The 17,644-nt window shown below is 71.1% G+C and carries 22 protein-coding genes and 1 pseudogene; 12 read left to right on the forward strand and 11 right to left on the reverse strand.

From position 1 onward, the window contains the following. Entirely contained in the window at positions 1-888 is an 888-nt protein-coding gene (locus tag BO39_RS08270; RefSeq protein WP_043831802.1) for an S-methyl-5'-thioadenosine phosphorylase, read from the forward strand. Between the two features lie 278 nt (positions 889-1,166). Here the strand turns inward: BO39_RS08270 and BO39_RS08275 are convergent, their stop codons facing one another. Both BO39_RS08275 and BO39_RS08280 read right to left on the reverse strand, forming a co-directional pair. Continuing rightward, positions 1,167-1,355, reverse strand: coding sequence for a hypothetical protein (locus tag BO39_RS08275; protein WP_043831804.1), 189 nt, complete (start codon positions 1,353-1,355; stop codon positions 1,167-1,169). A gap of 9 nt (positions 1,356-1,364) precedes the next feature. Beyond that, positions 1,365-2,027, reverse strand: coding sequence for a dienelactone hydrolase family protein (locus BO39_RS08280; RefSeq protein WP_043831806.1), 663 nt, complete (start codon positions 2,025-2,027; stop codon positions 1,365-1,367). A 39-nt stretch (positions 2,028-2,066) separates the two neighbouring features. On the opposite strand from BO39_RS08280, the gene BO39_RS08285 reads away from it, so the two are divergent. Beyond that, positions 2,067-2,264, forward strand: a complete 198-nt coding sequence (locus BO39_RS08285) for a DUF4169 family protein (protein ID WP_043831808.1) — start codon at positions 2,067-2,069, stop codon at positions 2,262-2,264. Positions 2,265-2,270: 6 nt separating this feature from the next. On the opposite strand, the gene BO39_RS08290 is transcribed toward BO39_RS08285, so the two are convergent. The 6 genes from BO39_RS08290 to BO39_RS08315 form a co-directional block, all read right to left on the reverse strand. Continuing rightward, a complete protein-coding gene (locus tag BO39_RS08290) occupies positions 2,271-2,705 on the reverse strand; it encodes a phasin family protein (protein ID WP_052401803.1) in 435 nt (144 codons plus the stop codon). Positions 2,706-2,800: 95 nt separating this feature from the next. After that, complete coding sequence (locus BO39_RS08295) at positions 2,801-3,673, reverse strand: TetR family transcriptional regulator (protein WP_211257401.1); 873 nt, start codon at positions 3,671-3,673, stop codon at positions 2,801-2,803. 51 nt (positions 3,674-3,724) lie between these two features. Next, positions 3,725-4,537 carry a pyrroline-5-carboxylate reductase gene (gene proC, locus BO39_RS08300; protein ID WP_043831812.1) on the reverse strand — a complete coding sequence of 271 codons (813 nt, stop codon included), beginning with the start codon at positions 4,535-4,537 and terminating at the stop codon, positions 3,725-3,727. Between the two features lie 51 nt (positions 4,538-4,588). Further along, on the reverse strand, positions 4,589-5,092 hold the full coding sequence (locus BO39_RS08305) for a type III secretion system chaperone family protein (protein ID WP_043831814.1): 504 nt from the start codon (positions 5,090-5,092) through the stop codon (positions 4,589-4,591). A 125-nt stretch (positions 5,093-5,217) separates the two neighbouring features. After that, complete coding sequence (locus tag BO39_RS08310) at positions 5,218-5,598, reverse strand: accessory factor UbiK family protein (protein ID WP_084697951.1); 381 nt, start codon at positions 5,596-5,598, stop codon at positions 5,218-5,220. 130 nt (positions 5,599-5,728) lie between these two features. After that, positions 5,729-6,736 carry a TerC family protein gene (locus BO39_RS08315; RefSeq protein WP_043831816.1) on the reverse strand — a complete coding sequence of 336 codons (1,008 nt, stop codon included), beginning with the start codon at positions 6,734-6,736 and terminating at the stop codon, positions 5,729-5,731. Positions 6,737-6,998: 262 nt separating this feature from the next. Between BO39_RS08315 and lgt the strand changes: the two genes are divergently transcribed. The 7 genes and pseudogenes from lgt to BO39_RS32495 form a co-directional block, all read left to right on the forward strand. Then, complete coding sequence (lgt, locus tag BO39_RS08320; protein WP_043831818.1) at positions 6,999-7,808, forward strand: prolipoprotein diacylglyceryl transferase; 810 nt, start codon at positions 6,999-7,001, stop codon at positions 7,806-7,808. Beyond that, complete coding sequence (locus BO39_RS08325) at positions 7,805-8,800, forward strand: class I SAM-dependent methyltransferase (RefSeq protein WP_043831820.1); 996 nt, start codon at positions 7,805-7,807, stop codon at positions 8,798-8,800. Before lgt ends, BO39_RS08325 begins: the two co-directional genes overlap by 4 nt. Continuing rightward, positions 8,797-9,570: a peptidoglycan editing factor PgeF gene (gene pgeF, locus BO39_RS08330; RefSeq protein WP_043831821.1), complete on the forward strand. Its 774-nt coding sequence runs from the start codon at positions 8,797-8,799 to the stop codon at positions 9,568-9,570. The genes BO39_RS08325 and pgeF overlap by 4 nt, the downstream gene beginning before the upstream one ends. 210 nt (positions 9,571-9,780) lie before the next feature. Further along, positions 9,781-10,755, forward strand: a complete 975-nt coding sequence (locus BO39_RS08335) for a hypothetical protein (protein ID WP_043831824.1) — start codon at positions 9,781-9,783, stop codon at positions 10,753-10,755. A gap of 195 nt (positions 10,756-10,950) precedes the next feature. Next, positions 10,951-11,883: a ribose-phosphate pyrophosphokinase gene (locus tag BO39_RS08340; protein WP_043831826.1), complete on the forward strand. Its 933-nt coding sequence runs from the start codon at positions 10,951-10,953 to the stop codon at positions 11,881-11,883. A 131-nt stretch (positions 11,884-12,014) separates the two neighbouring features. Then, positions 12,015-12,311, forward strand: coding sequence for a polyhydroxyalkanoic acid system family protein (locus BO39_RS30950; RefSeq protein WP_084697952.1), 297 nt, complete (start codon positions 12,015-12,017; stop codon positions 12,309-12,311). Between the two features lie 51 nt (positions 12,312-12,362). Next, positions 12,363-12,452: pseudogene (locus BO39_RS32495) on the forward strand (phosphoribosylpyrophosphate synthetase); the annotation flags it as partial. On the opposite strand, the gene BO39_RS08345 reads toward BO39_RS32495, so the two are convergent. Beyond that, positions 12,449-13,213 carry a helix-turn-helix domain-containing protein gene (locus BO39_RS08345; protein ID WP_043831827.1) on the reverse strand — a complete coding sequence of 255 codons (765 nt, stop codon included), beginning with the start codon at positions 13,211-13,213 and terminating at the stop codon, positions 12,449-12,451. The pseudogene BO39_RS32495 and the gene BO39_RS08345 overlap by 4 nt on opposite strands. Before the next feature lie 122 nt (positions 13,214-13,335). Between BO39_RS08345 and BO39_RS08350 the strand changes: the two genes are divergently transcribed. The 3 genes from BO39_RS08350 (at position 13,336) to BO39_RS08360 (ending at position 15,088) form a co-directional block, all read left to right on the forward strand. Beyond that, positions 13,336-13,728 carry a hypothetical protein gene (locus BO39_RS08350; RefSeq protein WP_043831829.1) on the forward strand — a complete coding sequence of 131 codons (393 nt, stop codon included), beginning with the start codon at positions 13,336-13,338 and terminating at the stop codon, positions 13,726-13,728. Between the two features lie 118 nt (positions 13,729-13,846). Then, positions 13,847-14,473, forward strand: coding sequence for a glutathione S-transferase family protein (locus BO39_RS08355; protein ID WP_043831830.1), 627 nt, complete (start codon positions 13,847-13,849; stop codon positions 14,471-14,473). A 42-nt stretch (positions 14,474-14,515) separates the two neighbouring features. Further along, complete coding sequence (locus BO39_RS08360) at positions 14,516-15,088, forward strand: histidine phosphatase family protein (protein WP_043831833.1); 573 nt, start codon at positions 14,516-14,518, stop codon at positions 15,086-15,088. Between the two features lie 282 nt (positions 15,089-15,370). Here the strand turns inward: BO39_RS08360 and BO39_RS08365 are convergent, their stop codons facing one another. Then, positions 15,371-16,351: a Bug family tripartite tricarboxylate transporter substrate binding protein gene (locus BO39_RS08365; RefSeq protein WP_043831835.1), complete on the reverse strand. Its 981-nt coding sequence runs from the start codon at positions 16,349-16,351 to the stop codon at positions 15,371-15,373. Between the two features lie 20 nt (positions 16,352-16,371). Next, a partial coding sequence (locus tag BO39_RS08370; protein ID WP_043831992.1) for an aldehyde dehydrogenase occupies positions 16,372-17,644 on the reverse strand: 1,273 nt, incomplete at its 5' end.

Below are 17,644 nucleotides of genomic sequence, written 5' to 3' on the forward strand. Positions count from 1 at the left end.
ATGTCCGACACGATCACACCTGTCATCGGCCTCATCGGCGGCTCCGGTCTCTACGACATCGAGGGCCTGGAGGACCGGCGCTGGCAGCGGGTGGAAAGCCCCTGGGGAGAGCCCTCGGACGAGTTGCTCTTCGGCACCCTGGACGGCACGAGGTGCGTCTTCCTTCCCCGCCATGGGCGCGGCCACCGCGTGCCGCCGAGCGAGCTGAACTACCGCGCCAACATCGACGCCCTGAAGCGCGCCGGCTGCACGGAGATCCTCTCGCTCTCCGCCGTCGGCAGCCTCAACGCGGACCTGCCGCCCGGCACCTTCGTCATCGCGGACCAGTTCATCGACCGCACCTTTGCCCGCAAGAAGTCCTTCTTCGAGACGGGCTGCGTCGCCCATGTCTCGATGGCCCATCCTCTCTGCCCCCGCCTCGGCGACGCGCTGGAGGAGGCGGCCCGCGGCATCGGGCTGAAGCACAAGCGCGGCGGCACCTACCTCGTCATGGAAGGGCCGCAGTTCAGCACGCGCGCCGAGAGCGAGCTCTATCGGGCATGGGGCTGCGACGTGATCGGCATGACCAACATGCCCGAGGCCAAGCTCGCCCGGGAGGCGGAGCTCTGCTACGCGACCGTCGCCATGGTCACCGACTACGACTGCTGGCACCCCGACCATGACCACGTCACGGTGGACGCCGTGGTGAAGGTGCTGCTGGAGAACGCGGGCCGCGCGAAGGACCTCGTGCGGGCCGTGGTGCCCATGCTCGGCAAGCCCCGCGGCCTCTGCCCGGCCGGGTGCGACCGCGCCCTTGATGCCGCCATTGTCACCCCGCCGGAAAAGCGCGATCCGGCCCTGGTGGCGAAGCTCGACGCGGTGGCGGGGCGGGTGCTGCGCGCGGCCTGAACCGGTGGCTCCCGGAAAGGGCTTCGCCCTCTCCGGACCTCTCGGGTGAACGCGCAGCGTTGGATCCCCATTTGGCTGTCGCGAATGCGGTGATCGGGGACCGGCCCACTTCCCGGTGCCCCTCCTGAGCGTGCGGTCGCCTCGGGACGGTGGCCCGAGGCGCACCGGCCACAAAGCATTCCCAGCTCGAAGAAAAAGATGATGGTGAGGGGTCTGGGGAGGGGAAGAATTCCTTCTTCCTCTCCCCGGGATCACCCGCGGCACGCGATCAGGAACACTCAGTCGCTCGCGTCGGTCTCCCAGCCTTTGCTCCGCCGCCGAAATCCTGCCACCAGCACGATCACCGCCGCGGCGGCCAACAGGCCGATCATGATCACCGGCGGTTGGGAGAAGCCGTCCGGCCATAGGTAGGGCATGGCCGAGAGCAGGCCGAGGAAGACGACGATCGCGACGATCGACCCGACCATGGGCCCTCTTCAGCCCAGGCGGGAGGACAGGAAGGCCAGCGCCCGTCCCTCGGCCAGTTCCGTGGCAGCGGGATTGTAGCTCGAGCGGTCCTCGCAGGCGAAGCCGTGGCCTGCATCCGGGTAGAGGTGGATTTCGACGCCCGGCTGCGCCTGCCGCACCAGATCCACGTCCGAGAGGGGAATACCCGCGTCCTTCTCCCCGAAATGGAGCTGCACCGGGCAGTGCGGCACCTCGCTGCGCGTGCCGGCGATGCCGCCGCCGTAGTAGCCGACCGCGGCACGAAAGGTGTTGGAGCGCGTCGCGCCCCACCAGGCGATGGTACCGCCCCAGCAGTAGCCGATGATGCCCTTGGCCGCGCCCGCGGGCAGGGCCTGCGCCGCCGCCTCCACGTCGAGCATCGCGGCCTCGTCCGAGACCTTCTTGCGCAGCGCCATGCCGCGTTCCCGGTCGGGTGCCTCGTAGCCCAGTTCCACCCCGCGCTCGGCCCGGTCGAACAGCGCGGGCGTGACCACGGCCCAGCCGAGGCTGCCCAGGTGGTCTGACAGCCGCTTCATATGGGCGTTGACCCCGAAGATCTCCTGGATCACCACCAGCCCGTGCTTCGCGTCCTGCGGCCCCGCGCGCCAAGCGGAGAGGCGATGGCCGTCGGCCGCGGTCAACTCGATCTGCATGGGATGGTTCCGAAGGGTAGGGATCGCTATCCTGGCGCCATGGCCGAGATCGTCAACCTGAACCGGGCCCGCAAATCGCGCGACCGCAAGGCGGCGGAGGAGAAGGCCGCGGCCAACCGCGCCGCTCATGGCCGCACGAAGGCCGAGCGGGCGCGGGATGCCGCCGCGGAAGCGGCGCGCGACGCCCTGCTCGACGGCGCCCGCCTTGAGGACCGGGACCCGAAGGCCCCGGGATAAGGGCCCTCAGCCCTCCTTCTTGGCCACCATGCCGCGCACCTCGTCCATCGCCTCCGAGAAGCGCTTGTTGAGCACCGTCAGCGCCTCGGCATTGGATTTCTGGATGAGGTCGGCCAGTTCCTTCATGTTGTTCACCGCGCGCTCGTAGGTGGCCTTCACGAGATCGGCCTGCTGGGCCGCGCGCGAGGAGGGATCGGCGCTGGGCGAGGACACGCCGCGCACGGCCTCCGTCATTTCGGCCATGGACTGCTGCAGGATTTCCATATGCCGGCGGGCGATGGCCTGGGCGCCTTCCAGCGCCACGCGGTTCGCGGCGGAAAGCGCCTCCAGGTTGCGGCGCTGCGCGGCGGCGAGCGCCTGCACGTCCACCATCGGCATCTTCATCTCGGACAGCATGCGCATCGGGTCCATTTCCGGGGGCAGGGCGGGGCGATCGGACATAGCTATCCTCCTTGGTTTATCGGCTCATCCTGGGCGCGGGGCTCGGCGGCTGCAAGCGCCACGGCGCCCCGAAGCCGCCGTTCCAAGCGCGGCGATCAGGCCAGCGACGCCTTGCCCGCCCCATTTCCCTTCGCACCCTTGCCGGAAGCCGCGCGCGGCGTTGGCGTGGCACCCCCTTCGCCCGGCGCCTCCGGCCCGAGGGCAGAGGGCGGCGGCGTCACCTCGCCGACATCGCCGGGAACCTCGGGCAGCAGGGCGGCGTCGGAGGTATCGGGGCTGGCGCCGGTCGCCTCGGCCATCATGGTGCCCGTATCGGCGAGGGGCGGCTCGTCGAAGCGCTCCACCGGCATGGCGTCAGCAGGGGACGCATCCGCCTCCTCGTCCGTCAGGCGAAGCGTGCGGGCGAGGCTCTCCGCCCGATCCAGTGCACGGTCGAGCGCGGCCATGGTCGAGCCGAGATCGACGCTCTCATCCCCCTCCCAGGCGCGGGCGGTGGCGATCCACACCCCAGCCAGCCCCTGCACGCGCAGCGCGCCCGCGATCCCCCCGGTGGAAATCCCCGCCCCCTCCAGCGTCCAGGCCATGGAGGCCATGAGGATGGGGGAGAGCAGCAGGGCCGAGATCGGGTCGCGCATGAGGTCGCGCTGCAGGCGCAGCACGCCCTCGCGGTGCGGGGCCAGGGCGTCCAGGCGGCGCATCAGCAGGTCGAAGACCCGGTCGCGGGCGCTGCCGAAGCCGTGCTGGCCGGGCACCGTCCCCTCCAGCACCGCCTGGTCCACCGCGCGGGCATGGGCGCGCAGCAGGTCCACCGGCGTGGGGTAGCGGCCGCGCAGGTCGGACAGCGTCTCGCCGCTCTCGGCCGCGATGCGCGCGAAGGTGGTGCCGTGCCATCCCTCCCGCGCGACCACGCGCCAGAAGGCATCGAGAAGGGAAGGGGAGGGGGCGTCGCGCGTGCTCATCGTGGGCAAGATGGCGTGTCCGCCCCCTCTATCAACCTCGCCCGTTACCGGCGCGTCACCTCAGCCCGCCAGCTCGCGGGAACGCCGGGTCGCGGCGTCGATCGCCTGCGGCACCAGGGTGGGCCAGGCGTGCTCGTCCATCAGCACCGCCAGCGCCCGCTCGGTCGTGCCCTTGGGCGAGGTGACGTTCTGCCGGAGCACCGCCGCGTCCTCCGCGCTGCGGGCGAGCAGCGCGCCGGAGCCCGCCACCGTCGCCCGCGCCATCCGCCGGGCGAGGTCCGGCGGCACGCCCTGCGCGATCCCCGCGCGCTCCAGCAGCTCGGCCAGGAGGAAGACATAGGCCGGCCCGCCGCCGGAAATGGCAGTGACGGGATCGATCAGGCTCTCCGCCTCCACCCAGGCGACCTCGCCGGTCGCGGCCAGCAGCCGGTCCGCCAGTACCTTCTGCTCCGCGGAGGCACGGCGCCCCGCGCAGGCGACGGTGAAGCCCTGGCCGATGGAGGCCGGCGTGTTCGGCATGGCCCGCACGACCGCCGCGCCGTCCAGCATGGCGTCCAGGCCAGAGATGGTCTTGCCCGCCATGATCGAGAGGAACAGCGCCCCGCCGCGCGCAAAGGGCCGGTAGGAGGGGAGCACCGCCTCCGCCTGCTGCGGCTTGGTGGCGAAAACGACGGCCTCGGGCACGAAGCCGGAGGGGATGGCCTCGGCATCCGGCACCACCTCGACGCGGTGTGCGAAGGCTTCCGTCGAGAGCTTGTGCGGCTCCACCACCACGGCGCGGGAGAGGCCGCGTTCTAGCCAACCATGGAGGAGGGCGCCCCCCATCTTGCCGCAGCCGACAAGAAGCACGGGGGGCAGTAGATCAGACGACATCGGGCAATCCCTCAGGGCTCGCCCGCTGACCGGCGGGCTCGCCCGAAGGTTTCAGGCTTCGCCGACGCAGTCCAGCATGGCCGCGGCGAGCGCCTCGGCCGGCGCCTTGCCGCCCCAGAGGACGAACTGGAAGGCGGGGAAGAAGCGCTCGCACTCGGTGATGGCGATGTCCACCATGTCCTCGAGGCTCTCCACGCTGGCGGCGCGGGCACCGCGGAGGAGCACGGCGTGGCGGAAGACCGGCACCCCCTCCTCACCTTCGAGCCCGAAATGGCCGATCCACAGCTTCTCGTTCGCCAGCGCCAGCAGCTCGTGCAAGCGCCCGCGCGCGGCGGCCGGAACCTTCATGTCGAAGGCGCAGGTGAAGTGCATCGCGCTGATCTCGGTGGACCAGGCGAAGTGAAGGCCGTAGTCGCACCACTTGCCCGGGGCTTCCGCGGCCATCTCGCCGTCGGAGCGGCGGTCGAAGGCCCATTCGTTGGCGGCCACGATCTGCTCGACGACGTCGAGCGGGTTGGCGGCCCTGTCCCGGGTGGCAGCGAGGGTGGCTGACATGGCGTCACCTCCTATCCGAGACGGACAGACCCCCCGAGTCTGGTAGCGAATCGGTCGGGCCAGCCCCAACAGGTTGATACTGCGATGCCGAACGCAGCGGCAACCCCGAAGGCTTCAATGGGGCGTCACACGCCCCCGTCAGCCGGACCCGGATCGGTTGCACCACCCGTGGCCGCACCCGTCTCGAAGGGCGTCGCGTCGGGGGGCGCGTTGTTCATCCGCGCCTCCAACGCCTCGACGCGAAGGGCCAGCGCCTCGGCCTGCTCCCGCGCACGGCGGGCCACCTCGAGCGCCGCGTCCAGTTCCTCGCGCTTGACGAGGTTCAGCCGCGCGGTCAGCGCCTCCACCTGGGCCTGTACCGCGCTCTCGATCTCGGCGCGCGCGCCCGCCAGCACGGAGAAGGCGCCGCCGGCCATGCCCGCGAGGTCATCGAAGAACTTGCCCCGGCCGCCACCAAAGCCGCCGGTCCCGAAAGGCCCCGATGAACCCTGCCCACCCTCTTGCATGACAACCTCCAGTCGATACCGTCCCAACATGGCCCCGGCGTGGCCTCTGGCGTAGACCCCCGCGCGCTTTTCTCGCGGGCGGGCGCCAGCGCGCCGCAGGGGTGCGGGCCGTCCGCATCTGGGGCGGAACCTACCGGGCGCCGCCTTCCGGCACCGTTCCAGTCCTGTCGCCCGGCCGTGTCCGCCAGAGGCTGTAGGCCACGCCCGAGGCGAGGATCGCGAAGGTGACGCCGAGCGAGACCGCGGGCGGGATCTTCCCGATGCCCAGCAGGTCGGCCATGAAGATCTTCGACCCAATGAAGATCAGCACCACGGAGAGCGCCACCTTGAGGTAGGCGAAGCGGTAGATCATCGCGGCGAGCGCGAAGTACAGCGCGCGCAGCCCGAGGATGGCGAAGATGTTGGAGGTGTAGACGATGAACGGGTCGGTCGTGATGGCGAAGATCGCCGGCACGGAATCGACCGCGAAGATAACGTCCGCCACCTCGATCATCACCAGCGCCATGAACAGCGGCGTGGCGAAAAGGGCGGGCCGCCCGGTGGCGGGATGAGGCCGGCGCACGAAGAAGCGCTCGCCGTGGTGCTCCTCCGTCACGTTCAGGCGTCGCTTCATCAGCCGCACCAGCGGGTTCTCGCCCACCGGCCGCTCGCTCTCGGCGAAGAGCAGCATCTTCACGCCCGTGGCCACCAGGAAGGCCGCGAAGACATACAGCACCCAGGAGAAATGCGTGACCAGCGCCGCGCCGAGCCCGATCATGATCGCGCGCAGCACGATCACGCCGAGGATGCCCCAGAACAGCACCCGGTGCTGGTAGGCGCGCGGCACGGCGAAGAAGGAGAAGATCATCGCGATGACGAAGACGTTGTCCATCGCCAGCGTCTTCTCGACCACGAAGCCCGTCAGGTAGTTCAGCCCTGGCTCCGCGCCCAGCGTCCACCAGACCCAGGCGCCGAAGCCTAGCCCGAGGGTGATGTAGAAGGCGGAGAGCATCAGGCTCTCCCGCACGCCGATCTCGCGGTTGCCGCGGTGCAGGACGCCGAGGTCGAAGGCGAGAAGCGCCGCCACAAGCCCGAGGAAGGTGAGCCACATCCAAGCGGGGGTGCCGAGCCAGTCGGCGAGGAAGACAGCGGATTCCATGCGAGCCACTCCATTGCCGGCTGTTGAGCCAGGAGTGATCCGACATCGCGAAGCAGCCGGCTGCTCTCGCCAGAGGGGCCCGGATCCGGGTTGCCGGACGAACTGGCCCGGCCCGACCATCGTTTCAAGAGCCGTTGGAGGGCGTTCCCGCCTTCGCCGCCCCGCGCCATTTCCCGCGCGGCAGGTTCGGGCTTATACCGCCCCGGCGCCGTCCCTCGCCCCAATCCTGGCCCCAGGCCTGGCCCCCGTCCGAAGCCGAAGCATGATCCCCGCCATCCTCTTTCCCGCCTTCGACCCGGTCGCCATCGCCATCGGGCCCTTCGTCGTGCGCTGGTACGCGCTGGCCTACATCGTCGGCATCGTCATCGCCTGGCAGATGGCGCGGCGGCTCGTGCAGCGCCCGCCCGTCGCGGCCACGCCCGAGCAGATGGACGACTTCGTCACCTGGGCGACGCTTGGCGTCATCCTCGGCGGGCGGCTCGGCTACGTGCTGTTCTACCGGCCGGACATCATCTGGACCGCCCCCTGGGAGGTCCTCTACCTCTGGCACGGCGGCATGTCCTTCCACGGCGGGGCCCTCGGCGTGATCCTCGCCATCGCCCTCTTCGCCCACCGCCAGCGCCTGCCCTTCCTCCTCTTCGCGGACCGCATCACGAGCGTCGTCCCGGTCGGGCTGGGGCTCGGGCGGCTTGCCAACTTCGTCAACGGGGAGTTGTGGGGCCGCACGACCGACGTGCCCTGGGGCGTGATCTTCCCCCATGCGGGCCCCGAGCCCCGTCACCCCTCCCAGCTCTACCAGGCGGCGATGGAGGGGCTGATCCTGCTGGTCATCCTGCAATGGATCATCCGCACGCCCGCGCTGCGCGCCCGCCCCGGCTTCACCGCCGGTGCCTTCCTGGCGGGCTACGGCATCGCCCGCATCATCGGCGAGTTCTTCCGCCAGCCCGACCCACAGCTCGGCTTCCTCTTCGCCGGGGCCACCATGGGGCAGCTTCTTTCCGTGCCGATGGTGCTCGTCGGCGCCTGGCTGATGGCCCGCAGCCGACGGGTGGCCGAGGTGCCGGCCGCTTGAGCGAAGCGGAGCGCCTCGACGCCTTCATGGCCCGCGCCAATGCCGCCTACTACGCGGGCCGCGATCCCTTCGGCGCGGCGGGCGACTTCACCACCGCGCCCGAGATCACGCAGGCCTTCGGGGAATGCCTCGGCCTCTGGGCCGCCGTCACCTGGACCATGATGGGCAGCCCCGCCACCGTCATCCTGGCCGAGGCCGGCCCCGGGCGCGGCACGTTGATGGCCGATGCCCTCCGCGCCGTCGGTGCCATGGTGCCGGACTTCGCCCGTGCGGCCCGCCTGCACCTCGTCGAGACCTCCCCCCTATTGCGGGAGGCCCAGCGCGCCCGCCTGCCCGACGCCACCTGGCACGAGGACCTGACCACCCTGCCGGACGGCCCGCTGATCCTGCTGGCCAACGAGTTCCTCGACGCCCTGCCTATCCGCCAGTTCGTCCGCCGCGGCGATGCTTGGATGGAGCGCTGGGTCGCCGGCGGCGCTTTCGTCGAGCGCCCCGCCCCGGATGCGCCCCTGCCGGGCGAGGGCGAGGAGGGCGAGATCCGCGAGGTGAACGAGCCCGCCCTGACCATCGCCACCACCCTCGGTGCCCGCCTCGCCGTAGGAGGCGGCGCGGCCCTCCTCATCGATTACGGCCCGGCGGAGAGCGCGCCCGGCAGCAGCCTCCAGGCGATCCGCGACCGCCGCGCCGCCGACCCGCTCGCCGATCCCGGCGGCGCTGACCTCACCGCCCATGTGGACTTCGCCGCCCTCGCCCGCGCTGCCCGTGCCGTTGGCGCGGCGGCCCATGGGCCGGTGCCGCAGGGCGTCTTCCTCACCCGCCTCGGCCTGCACAGCCGGGCCGCCGCGCTCGCTGCCTCCGAGCCTGGTCGGGGCGCCCGCCACCTGGAGGCGGCCACGCGCCTCACCGCGCCGGAGGCCATGGGGCGCCTGTTCAAGGCCCTGGCCATCAGCCACCTCGCCCTTCCCACCCCGCCCGGCTTCGAGGCCGCATGACCCAGACCGCCGAGTTCCTGACCTCACCCTCCCTCTCGGGCCTGCCGCACGGCTTCTTCACCCGCCGCGGTGGCGTCTCCGAGGGGCGATTCGCCAGCCTCAACTGCTCCCTCTCCGGCCAGGACGACCCGGAAGCGGTCGCGCGGAACCGGGCGCTGGCCATGCGCGCCATCGGCACGGAACCCGCCTCCCTCTCCGGCCTCTTCCAGGTGCACGGCATCGACGTGGTGGTGGCCGAAGCCCCGATCCCCATGGAGGCCCGCCCCCGCGCGGACGGCGCCGTGACCAACCGCCCTGGCGTCACCCTCGGGATCATCACCGCCGATTGCGGCCCCGTCCTCTTCGCCGACAGCCGTGCGGGCGTGGTCGGCGCCTGCCATGCCGGCTGGCGCGGCGCCCTGGCCGGCGTGCTGGAAGCCACCATCGCCGCCATGGAAGGCCTGGGCGCCACCCGCGCGAACATTGCCGCCTGCCTCGGCCCCTGCATCCGCCAGCCGAGCTACGAAGTAGGTGCCGACCTGCGCGACGCCCTCCTCGCCGCGGATCCCGGGGGCGACCGCTTCCTCACGCCCGGCCGGCGAGACGGCCACTGGCAGTTCGACATGGCCGGGCTGATCCTCGCCCGCCTCCGCGCTGCCGGGGTCGCCGCCGAGGCGCTGCCGAACGACACCCTGACGGAGGAGGAGGGCTTCTTCTCTCACCGCCGGCGCACCCTGGAAGGTGGCGGGCCGATCGGGCACCAGCTCTCGGCGATCGCGCTGCCGGGGTAGGGGCTGGCTCCTGCGATCCTCGGAGAGCGCGCTGCCCTGCCAATAACACGAGGCGCACCGGCGGCCGGGGCGCCCGCGCCGTCCCCCTCAGGATGAGTGCTGGCGCAACCCTGCCGGCCCCGCGATAAGGGCCCCCCATGCCTTACCTCTTCATCTTCCTCGCGCTCGCCTTCCTCACCCTTGTCGCCTCCTGCATGATTGGCTGAGCGCATGCGCCCCTTCCCGAGCTTTCTCGCGGCCCTCCTGCTGCTGACGGCCTGCGGGCCGCTGCCGCAGCCCTTCCGGGGCAATCCGGGTGCCGAGGGCCGGCGCCTCGCCGCGCCGCCGGCCTATCGAATCGCGGTGCCGTCTCCTTCGGCCGCCCTTCTGTCGGACATGGCCTCCAGCGACTTCGCGGTCGCCATGTCGGAGGCGTTGGAAGGGGCCGAGGTTCCTGCCGTGGCCGGGCCGCCGGCCCCGCTCGACTGGCGCCTCGACATCACCGCGGACCGGGAGGGACAGGGCGTGGTTCCCGCCTACGCCATCCGTGACGCCGACGGCCGCGTGCTCGGCCAGGCGCGCGGCGCGCCGGTGGGCGTGGCCGAGTGGAGCCAGTCCGAGCCCGGGATGCTGCGCGAGGTGGCGTCCCGCGACGCCACCGTGGTCGCCGGCCTTCTCTCCCGCGGGGAGGCCGCCCGCCGCGCCTCGGAGACGGTGGCTTTCAACGGCTCGGCCGGTCCGCCGCGCGTGCGCTTCACCGGCGTGCGCGGCGCCCCCGGCGACGGCAACCAAGCCCTGGCCGCGCGCATGCAGGAGTTCCTGGCCGGCAAGGGCCTCGTGGTGCAGGACGGCGCGGAGGGCGCCGCCTTCGCCGTCTCGGGCGAGGTGACGATGGCTCCCGCCGCGGACCGCAAGCAGCGGGTGGAAATCCTTTGGAAGGTCTCGCGCCGGGACGGCCACGACCTCGGCCGCGCGCTCCAGCTGAACGAGGTGCCGGGCGGGAGCCTCAACGGCCTCTGGGGCGATGTCGCCTATGTCGTGGCGGAGGAGGCATCGGTCGCGGTGCGCGACATCATCGCCAATGCCGGTGGGCTGGGCGAGGCCGCCACGCGCCGCGAAGGCGCCGCGAATCCGTCGCCCGCAACCCCGGGGGAGGCGGCCGCACCACCTGCGCCGCCCGCGCCTCGCGCCGGGACGGGGCGCTAGCGGTCGCTTCCTCGCGCGGAGCGGCGCGGGCATGCGCCTTGCGTGGGGCGCAACCCCTCGGCCGGCATGGACTTGGCGGCGCCCGGTTGCTATCCCCCGGCCGCCCCACGTCGCCCGGCCGCTGACCTGCCCAAACCCAGGGCTCGCCCAGGGTCGGCCAAGCCTGCCCACGGCGCGCCCGGAGATTTCACGCGGATGAAGATCCTCGCCTGCAACAGCAACCGCCCCCTCGCCGAGGCGGTCGCAGCGGCCCTCAACCTGCCGCTCACCCAGGCCTCCGTCCGCCGCTTCGCGGACCTCGAGATCTTCGTGGAGATCCAGGAGAACATTCGCGGCGAGGATGTCTTCGTCATCCAGTCCACGAGCTATCCCGCGAACGACAACCTGATGGAGCTGCTGATCACGCTCGATGCGCTGCGCCGCTCCTCGGCGCGCCGCGTGACGGCGGTGATCCCCTATTTTGGATACGCGCGGCAGGACCGTAAGTCCGGGCCCCGCACGCCGATCTCGGCCAAGCTCGTTGCCAACCTCATCACCCGTGCCGGCGCGGATCGCGTCCTCACGCTCGACCTGCACGCAGGGCAGATCCAGGGCTTCTTCGACATCCCCGTGGACAACCTCTTCGCCGCCCCCCTGTTTGCGCGCGACATCCAGGAGCGCTTCAAGGGCCGCGACCTCATGGTCGTCTCCCCCGATGTCGGCGGCGTGGTGCGCGCGCGCGCCATCGCGACGCGCCTGCACACGGACCTCGCCATCATCGACAAGCGCCGCCCGCGCGCCGGCGTGTCGGAGGTGATGAACGTGATCGGCGACGTGGAGGGGCGTGACTGCATCCTCGTGGACGACATCGTCGACTCCGGCGGCACGCTCTGCAACGCGGCCGACGCGCTGCTGAAGAACGGCGCGCGCTCCGCCTCGGTCTATGTCACCCACGGCGTGCTCTCGGGCGGCGCGGTCGCGCGCATCGGCGCAGCGCCGATCGAGCAGATGATCACGACGGACAGCATCCAGGCGACGGAGGCGGTCCGCATCTCCTCGAACATCAAGCAGCTCACCGTCGCCCCGCTGCTGGCCGAGGCGATGCGCCGGATCAGCGAGGAATCTTCGGTCTCCACGCTGTTCGACTAGAGCCGCCGCAGCGCCTCCCGCGTCGTCTCGTTCAGTTGCAAGAAGGTTTCCACCGTCAGCTCGAGCAGCTAAATTCATTTGCGAACGGCTTCAATGTTCTGTTATTGTAACGTAAAGTTGGAGCCGGTATTATGCCTGACATTGCTATCAGCCGTGAACACAGAACCTCGGTCGAGCTTCTACTGCCACACCTCAAGGCTCGCCTCGAAAGCGCGGCCGCAGCTTGGTCGGTGCCAATTCAATGGCGCAGCGCTTCTTCCGCTAAGGCTAGTGGGCATGGATTGACCGCTGAGATTTGGGTTGATCCCGTAGCAATCCATGCTGAAGCGCATCTTTCATTTATGCTCAGTTTCTTGCGAAGCACAATAGAAGTACGAGCAGCGGAGTTGATTGAAGCTGCGATCTCAGATGCGAAAATTCGCGCGTAACGTCTCTTGCTAATCTCGCAACAAACAGCGGGAGCCGAGCGCGTTTCCTCGAACATCAAGCAGCTCACCGTCGCCCCGCTGCTGGCCGAGGCGATGCGCCGGATCAGCGAGGAATCCTCGGTCTCCACGCTGTTAGACTAGAGCCGCCGCAGCGCCTCCCGCGTCGTCTCGTCCAGCGGGAAGAAGGTCTCCACCGTCAGCTCGGACAGCGCCACCTCGTGCGCCGTGCCGAAGACCATGGTGGTCGTGAGGAAGGATAGTTCCACCTCGCCCAGCCGCAGGCGGAAGGGCAGGGCGAGCGCCTCCGGCTCCGCGGCCTCGCCGGGCGGCGCGGGAAGCGCGCGCAGCTCGCGCAGCAGTTCCACGAGAACGGGGTCGCCGCTCACCGTTGCCTGCCGTGCCAGCCGCGCGAGGAAGTGCGCGCGCACTGCGCCGAGATCCCCGATCCGCGGCGCAAGCCCGGCCGGATGCAGCGCCAGCCGCATCACGTTCACCGGCCCCGCCAGCAGCGCCGGATCGGCCCCCGCGATCAGCGGCCCGACCGTGGCGTTTGCCGAGACGAGGTTCCAATGCCGGTCCACCGCCAGCGCCGGGTTCGGCGCATGGGCCGCGAGAACCGCCTCCACCGCCGCCCGCATCGAGGGGTCGTCCGGCCCCCTTTCCGGGTAGGCGGGCGCGAATCCGGCGGCCGCCAGCCAGAGGTTCCGCTCCCGCAGCGGCACATCGAGCTGCTCGGCCAGGCGCAGCACCATGGACCGGCTCGGCATGGCGCGGCCCGTCTCGAGGCAGCTGAGGTGCCGGGTGGAGATCTCCGCCTCCAGCGCCAGGTCCATCTGGCTCATGCGCCGGCGCTGTCGCCAGCTGCGGAGGTGGTCGCCGATCGGGGCCATGCGCGTGCTCATGCCGGGAGCCTATCGCCGCCCCGTGCGGCGTCTCCATGACCTTCGAGGTCATCGACCCGCGCCCCGCCGCCGGCACAGGGTTCGCCCACCGGCAATCCCGCCGGACGTGCAGGAATCCCTCCATGAACGCTTCCCCCTTCCTTCGCCGCGCCCTGCTGCTGGACGCGGCGGCGAGCGGCGCCCCCGGCGCGCTGATGCTGCTGGCCGCGGGCCCGCTGGCCGATCTCACCGCGCTTCCGCCGGGCCTGCTGCGCGCGGCCGGGGCCGTGCTGCTCCCCTATGCCGGCTTCGTCCTCTGGCTCGGCCGCCACGCGGCACCGGCTCGGGCGCTCGTTCTCGCGGTCATCGGCATCAACATCCTCTGGGCAGCCGAGAGCGTTGCCATTCTCGCACTCGGCTGGGTGGCGCCGAACGCGCTGGGCACCGCCTTCGTCCTCGCACAGGCCCTGGTCGTCACCGCTTTCGCCGGATTGCAGGCCGCAGGCCTGCGCAGCACCGCCGCCATGCCGGCCTGAGCGCCGCGCCCGTCCACGCCGTCGGAGAGGGGCGGCGTGGATCGCGGCGCCCGCCCCCCCCTTCAACCCCGGCCGCAATTCGGCCACCCTCCGCCCGCCAAGGCTGAGGACACGCCCGATGAAGCTCTACTACTCCCCCGGTGCCTGCTCGATGGGCATCCACGTGATCCTTGAGGAGATCGGCAAGCCCTACGAGCTCTCGCTCGTCTCCACGAAGGACGGCGCGCAGCACAAGCCCGAGTACAAGGCGGTGAATCCGAAGTCGAAGGTGCCGGCGCTGGATCTTGACGAGGGCGGGCGGGCGCTGACGGAGTGGCCGGCCATCGCCCTCTATCTCGGCTCCAGCAATCCCGAATCCGGGCTGCTGCCGAAGGATCCCGCCGCCCAGGCACGCGCGCTGGAGGCGATCGACTACGTTACCGGCACCATCCACCCCAACGCCTTCACCCGCCAGTTCCGCCCGGCCAACTTCTCCGTGCGGGACGAGGACCACCCGCAGGTGATCGCGCAGGCGCAGGAGAACGCGGACAAGTTCTTCGAGCTGCTGGACAAGAACTGGACGGGCGACACCTGGATCCTGCCCGAGGGCTACTCCGTCGCCGATGCTGCGCTGTTCTTCGTCGAGTACTGGCAGGCCAAGCGCGTCGGCAAGCCGCTGCCGCCGAAGCTGGACCGCCACCTCAAGGCCATGCTGGAGCGCCCGGCGGTGAAGCGGGCACTGGAACAGGAAGGGCTGGCGGCCTAAGGAAAGCGGGCCGGGGGAGCAAACCCGCGCCCGCGCCAGCACATGACCGAACCGAACCCCATCCCCTTCTGGTTCCTCCGCCACGGCGAGACCGACTGGAACGCCCGCATGCTCTCGCAGGGCCAGGTGGACATCCCGCTCAACCCCGTGGGCCTTGCCCAGGCCGGTCGCGCCGCGGAGGCGCTGGTCGGGCGCGGTATCCGCACGATTCATTCCAGTACCCTCGGCCGCGCGCGCGTGACGGCGGAGATCGTGGCCGCCCGCCTCAACCTGCCTGTCACCTTCGACGAGAACCTCATCGAATGCGGCTTCGGCGTGCAGGAGGGCCAGGAGATGTCCGACTGGTTCTCCGACTGGGTCGCCGGCCGCTCCACACCCGAGGGCGCCGAACCCTTCGCCGACTTGCGCGAGCGCGCGGTGAACGCCATCAACCACGCGACCGCCCAGCCAGGTCCCGTGCTGGTGGTGGCGCACGGCGCCCTCTGGCGCGCCTTCCGTCAGGCGGCGGGCCTTCCCGCCAATATCCGCACCCCCAACGCCCTGCCCCTCTGGGTGGAGCCGCCGGATGCTCCCGGTGAGGGCTGGCGAATGACGCCGGCGGAACTTGGGGGGTGAGCTTCTGCTGAAGGAGCGGCACCGGTGCCTCCGGGGAGAAGAAGAAGGAATTCTTCCTCTCCCCGGACCCCTCACCATCATCTTTTTTCTTCCAGTTGGAAATACTGAGTAGCCGGTGCGCCTCGGGTCGATGACCCGGGGCGACTGCACGTTCAGGAAGGGCGCGAAGAAAGAACCGCCCCTCGTCATCGGATCCGCGCCAGCCGGACGGGGATCCAAGGGGCTCAGGCCCTTGGCGGGAGATGTTCGGAGAGGGCAGAGCCCTCTCCGGGAAGCCGCCGCTCAGTCCGCCCGGATATTCGCCCGCCGGATCACCGGCTCCAGTGTGCGCTTCTCGTTCTCCACCAGGGTCGCGAAGGCCTGCGGCCCGGTGCCGCCGAGGATGGTGCCCTGATCGACCAGCCGCCCGCCGATGGCAGGGTCGCGCAGCGCCACGGCCACCGCCTCGGCCAGTGTCGCGATGATGGCGTCAGGTGTGCTGGCGGGCGCCGCCATGCCGAAGGCGGTGCCGAACAGAAAGCCCGGCACGCCCGCCTCCGCCGTCGTCGGCACGTCCGGCAGCTGCGGCAGCCGCTTCTCCGTCGCGACGGCTAGCGCGCGCACGCCGTTGCCGCGAATCTGCGGGATGATGTTCGGCACGTTGTCGATGACCATGTCGATATTGCCGGAAACGAGGTCCGTCACGGCCGGTGCGGCGCCGCGATAGGGCACGTGCTGGATATCCGTGCCCGTCTCGGCCTTGAACAGCTCGAGCGCGAGGTGAAGGCTGCTGCCCGCGCCGGCCGAGCCCGCGGTGATCTGGCCCGGCTTCTCCTTTGCCGCCGCCACCAGCGCCGCCAGGTTCCGCCAGGGCTGCGCATTCGCCACGCAAACCACCTTCGGCGTCGTCGCCAGCAGCGTGATCGGCGAGAAGGCCGTGTTCGTGTCGTAGGGCATCGAGGGATAGATGAACTGGTTCACCGCCAGCGGCCCCATGGAGGAGGCGAGCAGCGTGTACCCGTCCGGCGCCGCCTTCGCGACGAGATCGGCGCCGATGTTGCCGCCCGCGCCCGCGCGGTTGTCCACCACGAAGGGCTGGCCAAGCCGCGCCGCGAGCGATTGCGAGACGGAGCGTGCCAGCAGGTCCACCAGCCCGCCGGGCGGGAAGGGGACGACGATGCGCACGGGCTTGTTCGGATAGCCGCCCTGCGCGTGGACCTCCGGCGCCGCGAGCGCGGCGGTCGCGGCGCCGAGCGCTGTGCGGCGGGTGACGTGCCTGCTCATGGCGTTCCCTCCCTTCCTGCTCAGTGCGCGCCGGGCGTTGCCGGGGGCGGCGATGCGGCGTCCTTCGCGGCCGCGGGCGGGAAGGGATATTGCCCTGGCCGCGTCTCGACGGTGATCCAGCGCAGCTCCGTGAACTCCGCGATCCCTGCGCGCCCGCCGAAGCGGCCGTAGCCGGAGGACTTGGTGCCGCCGAAGGGCATCTGCGCCTCGTCATGCACGGTCGGGCCGTTCACGTGGCAGATGCCGCTCTCGATCCGCTGCGCCAGCGCGATGCCGCGCGCCACGTCCCGCGTGAAGATCGCGGCGGACAGTCCGTACTCCGTGTCATTCGCCACGCGCAGCGCTTCCTCGGCGTCCTTCACGCGGATCATCGCGACGACCGGCCCGAAGGACTCCTCGGCATAGAGGGCCATCGCCGGCGTCACGCGATCGACGATGGCGGCCGGCATGATCGTTCCCTGCCGCGCGCCGCCCCCGTGCACCACCGCGCCCTTGGAGGCCGCGTCGGCGATCATGCGCTCCACCTTCACGGCGGAGGCCTCGTCCACCACCGAGCCGAGGAACACGTTGCCGCCGCGCGGGTCGCCCACCGGCAGCGCCGCGACGAAGTCGGCGAGCCGCTGCGCGAACTCGTCCGCGATACTCTCCACCACCACCAGCCGCTCGGTGGACATGCAGATCTGGCCCTGGTTCATGAAGGCGCCGAAGGCGGCGGCCTTCACGGCCTCGTCCAGGTCCGCGTCCTCCAGCACGATCATCGGCGCCTTGCCGCCTAGCTCGAGCAGCACGGGCTTGAGGTGCCGCGCCGCGTGCACGGCCACGATCCGCCCCACCTTGGTGGAGCCGGTGAAGTTGATCCGCCGCACCGCCTTGTGCGCGATCATCGCCTCCACCACTGCCGGTGCGTCCTCGGCCGAGTGCGTCACCACGTTCACCACGCCGGGCGGCACCCCGCCCTCGCGCAGGGCCTGGGCGATCAGGCTGTGCGTGCCCGGACAGAGCTCGCTCGCCTTCAGCACCACCGTGTTGCCGCAGGCCAGCGGCAGCGCCAGCGCGCGCACGCCGAGGATGACCGGCGCGTTCCACGGCGCCATCCCCAGCACCACGCCGACGGGCGCGCGGATCGACATCGCAAGGCAGCCGGGCTTGTCCGAGGGGATCACCTCGCCCGTCGTCTGCGTCGTCATCGCCGCCGCCTCGCGCAGCATGCCGGCGGCCAGGTGCACGTTGAACCCGGCCCAGCCGGCCGTCGCGCCGATCTCCTCCGCCATCAGCCGGATGAACTCGGGCGCC

Source organism: Roseomonas aerilata DSM 19363 (assembly GCF_000711725.1).
GTDB lineage: Bacteria > Pseudomonadota > Alphaproteobacteria > Acetobacterales > Acetobacteraceae > Roseomonas > Roseomonas aerilata.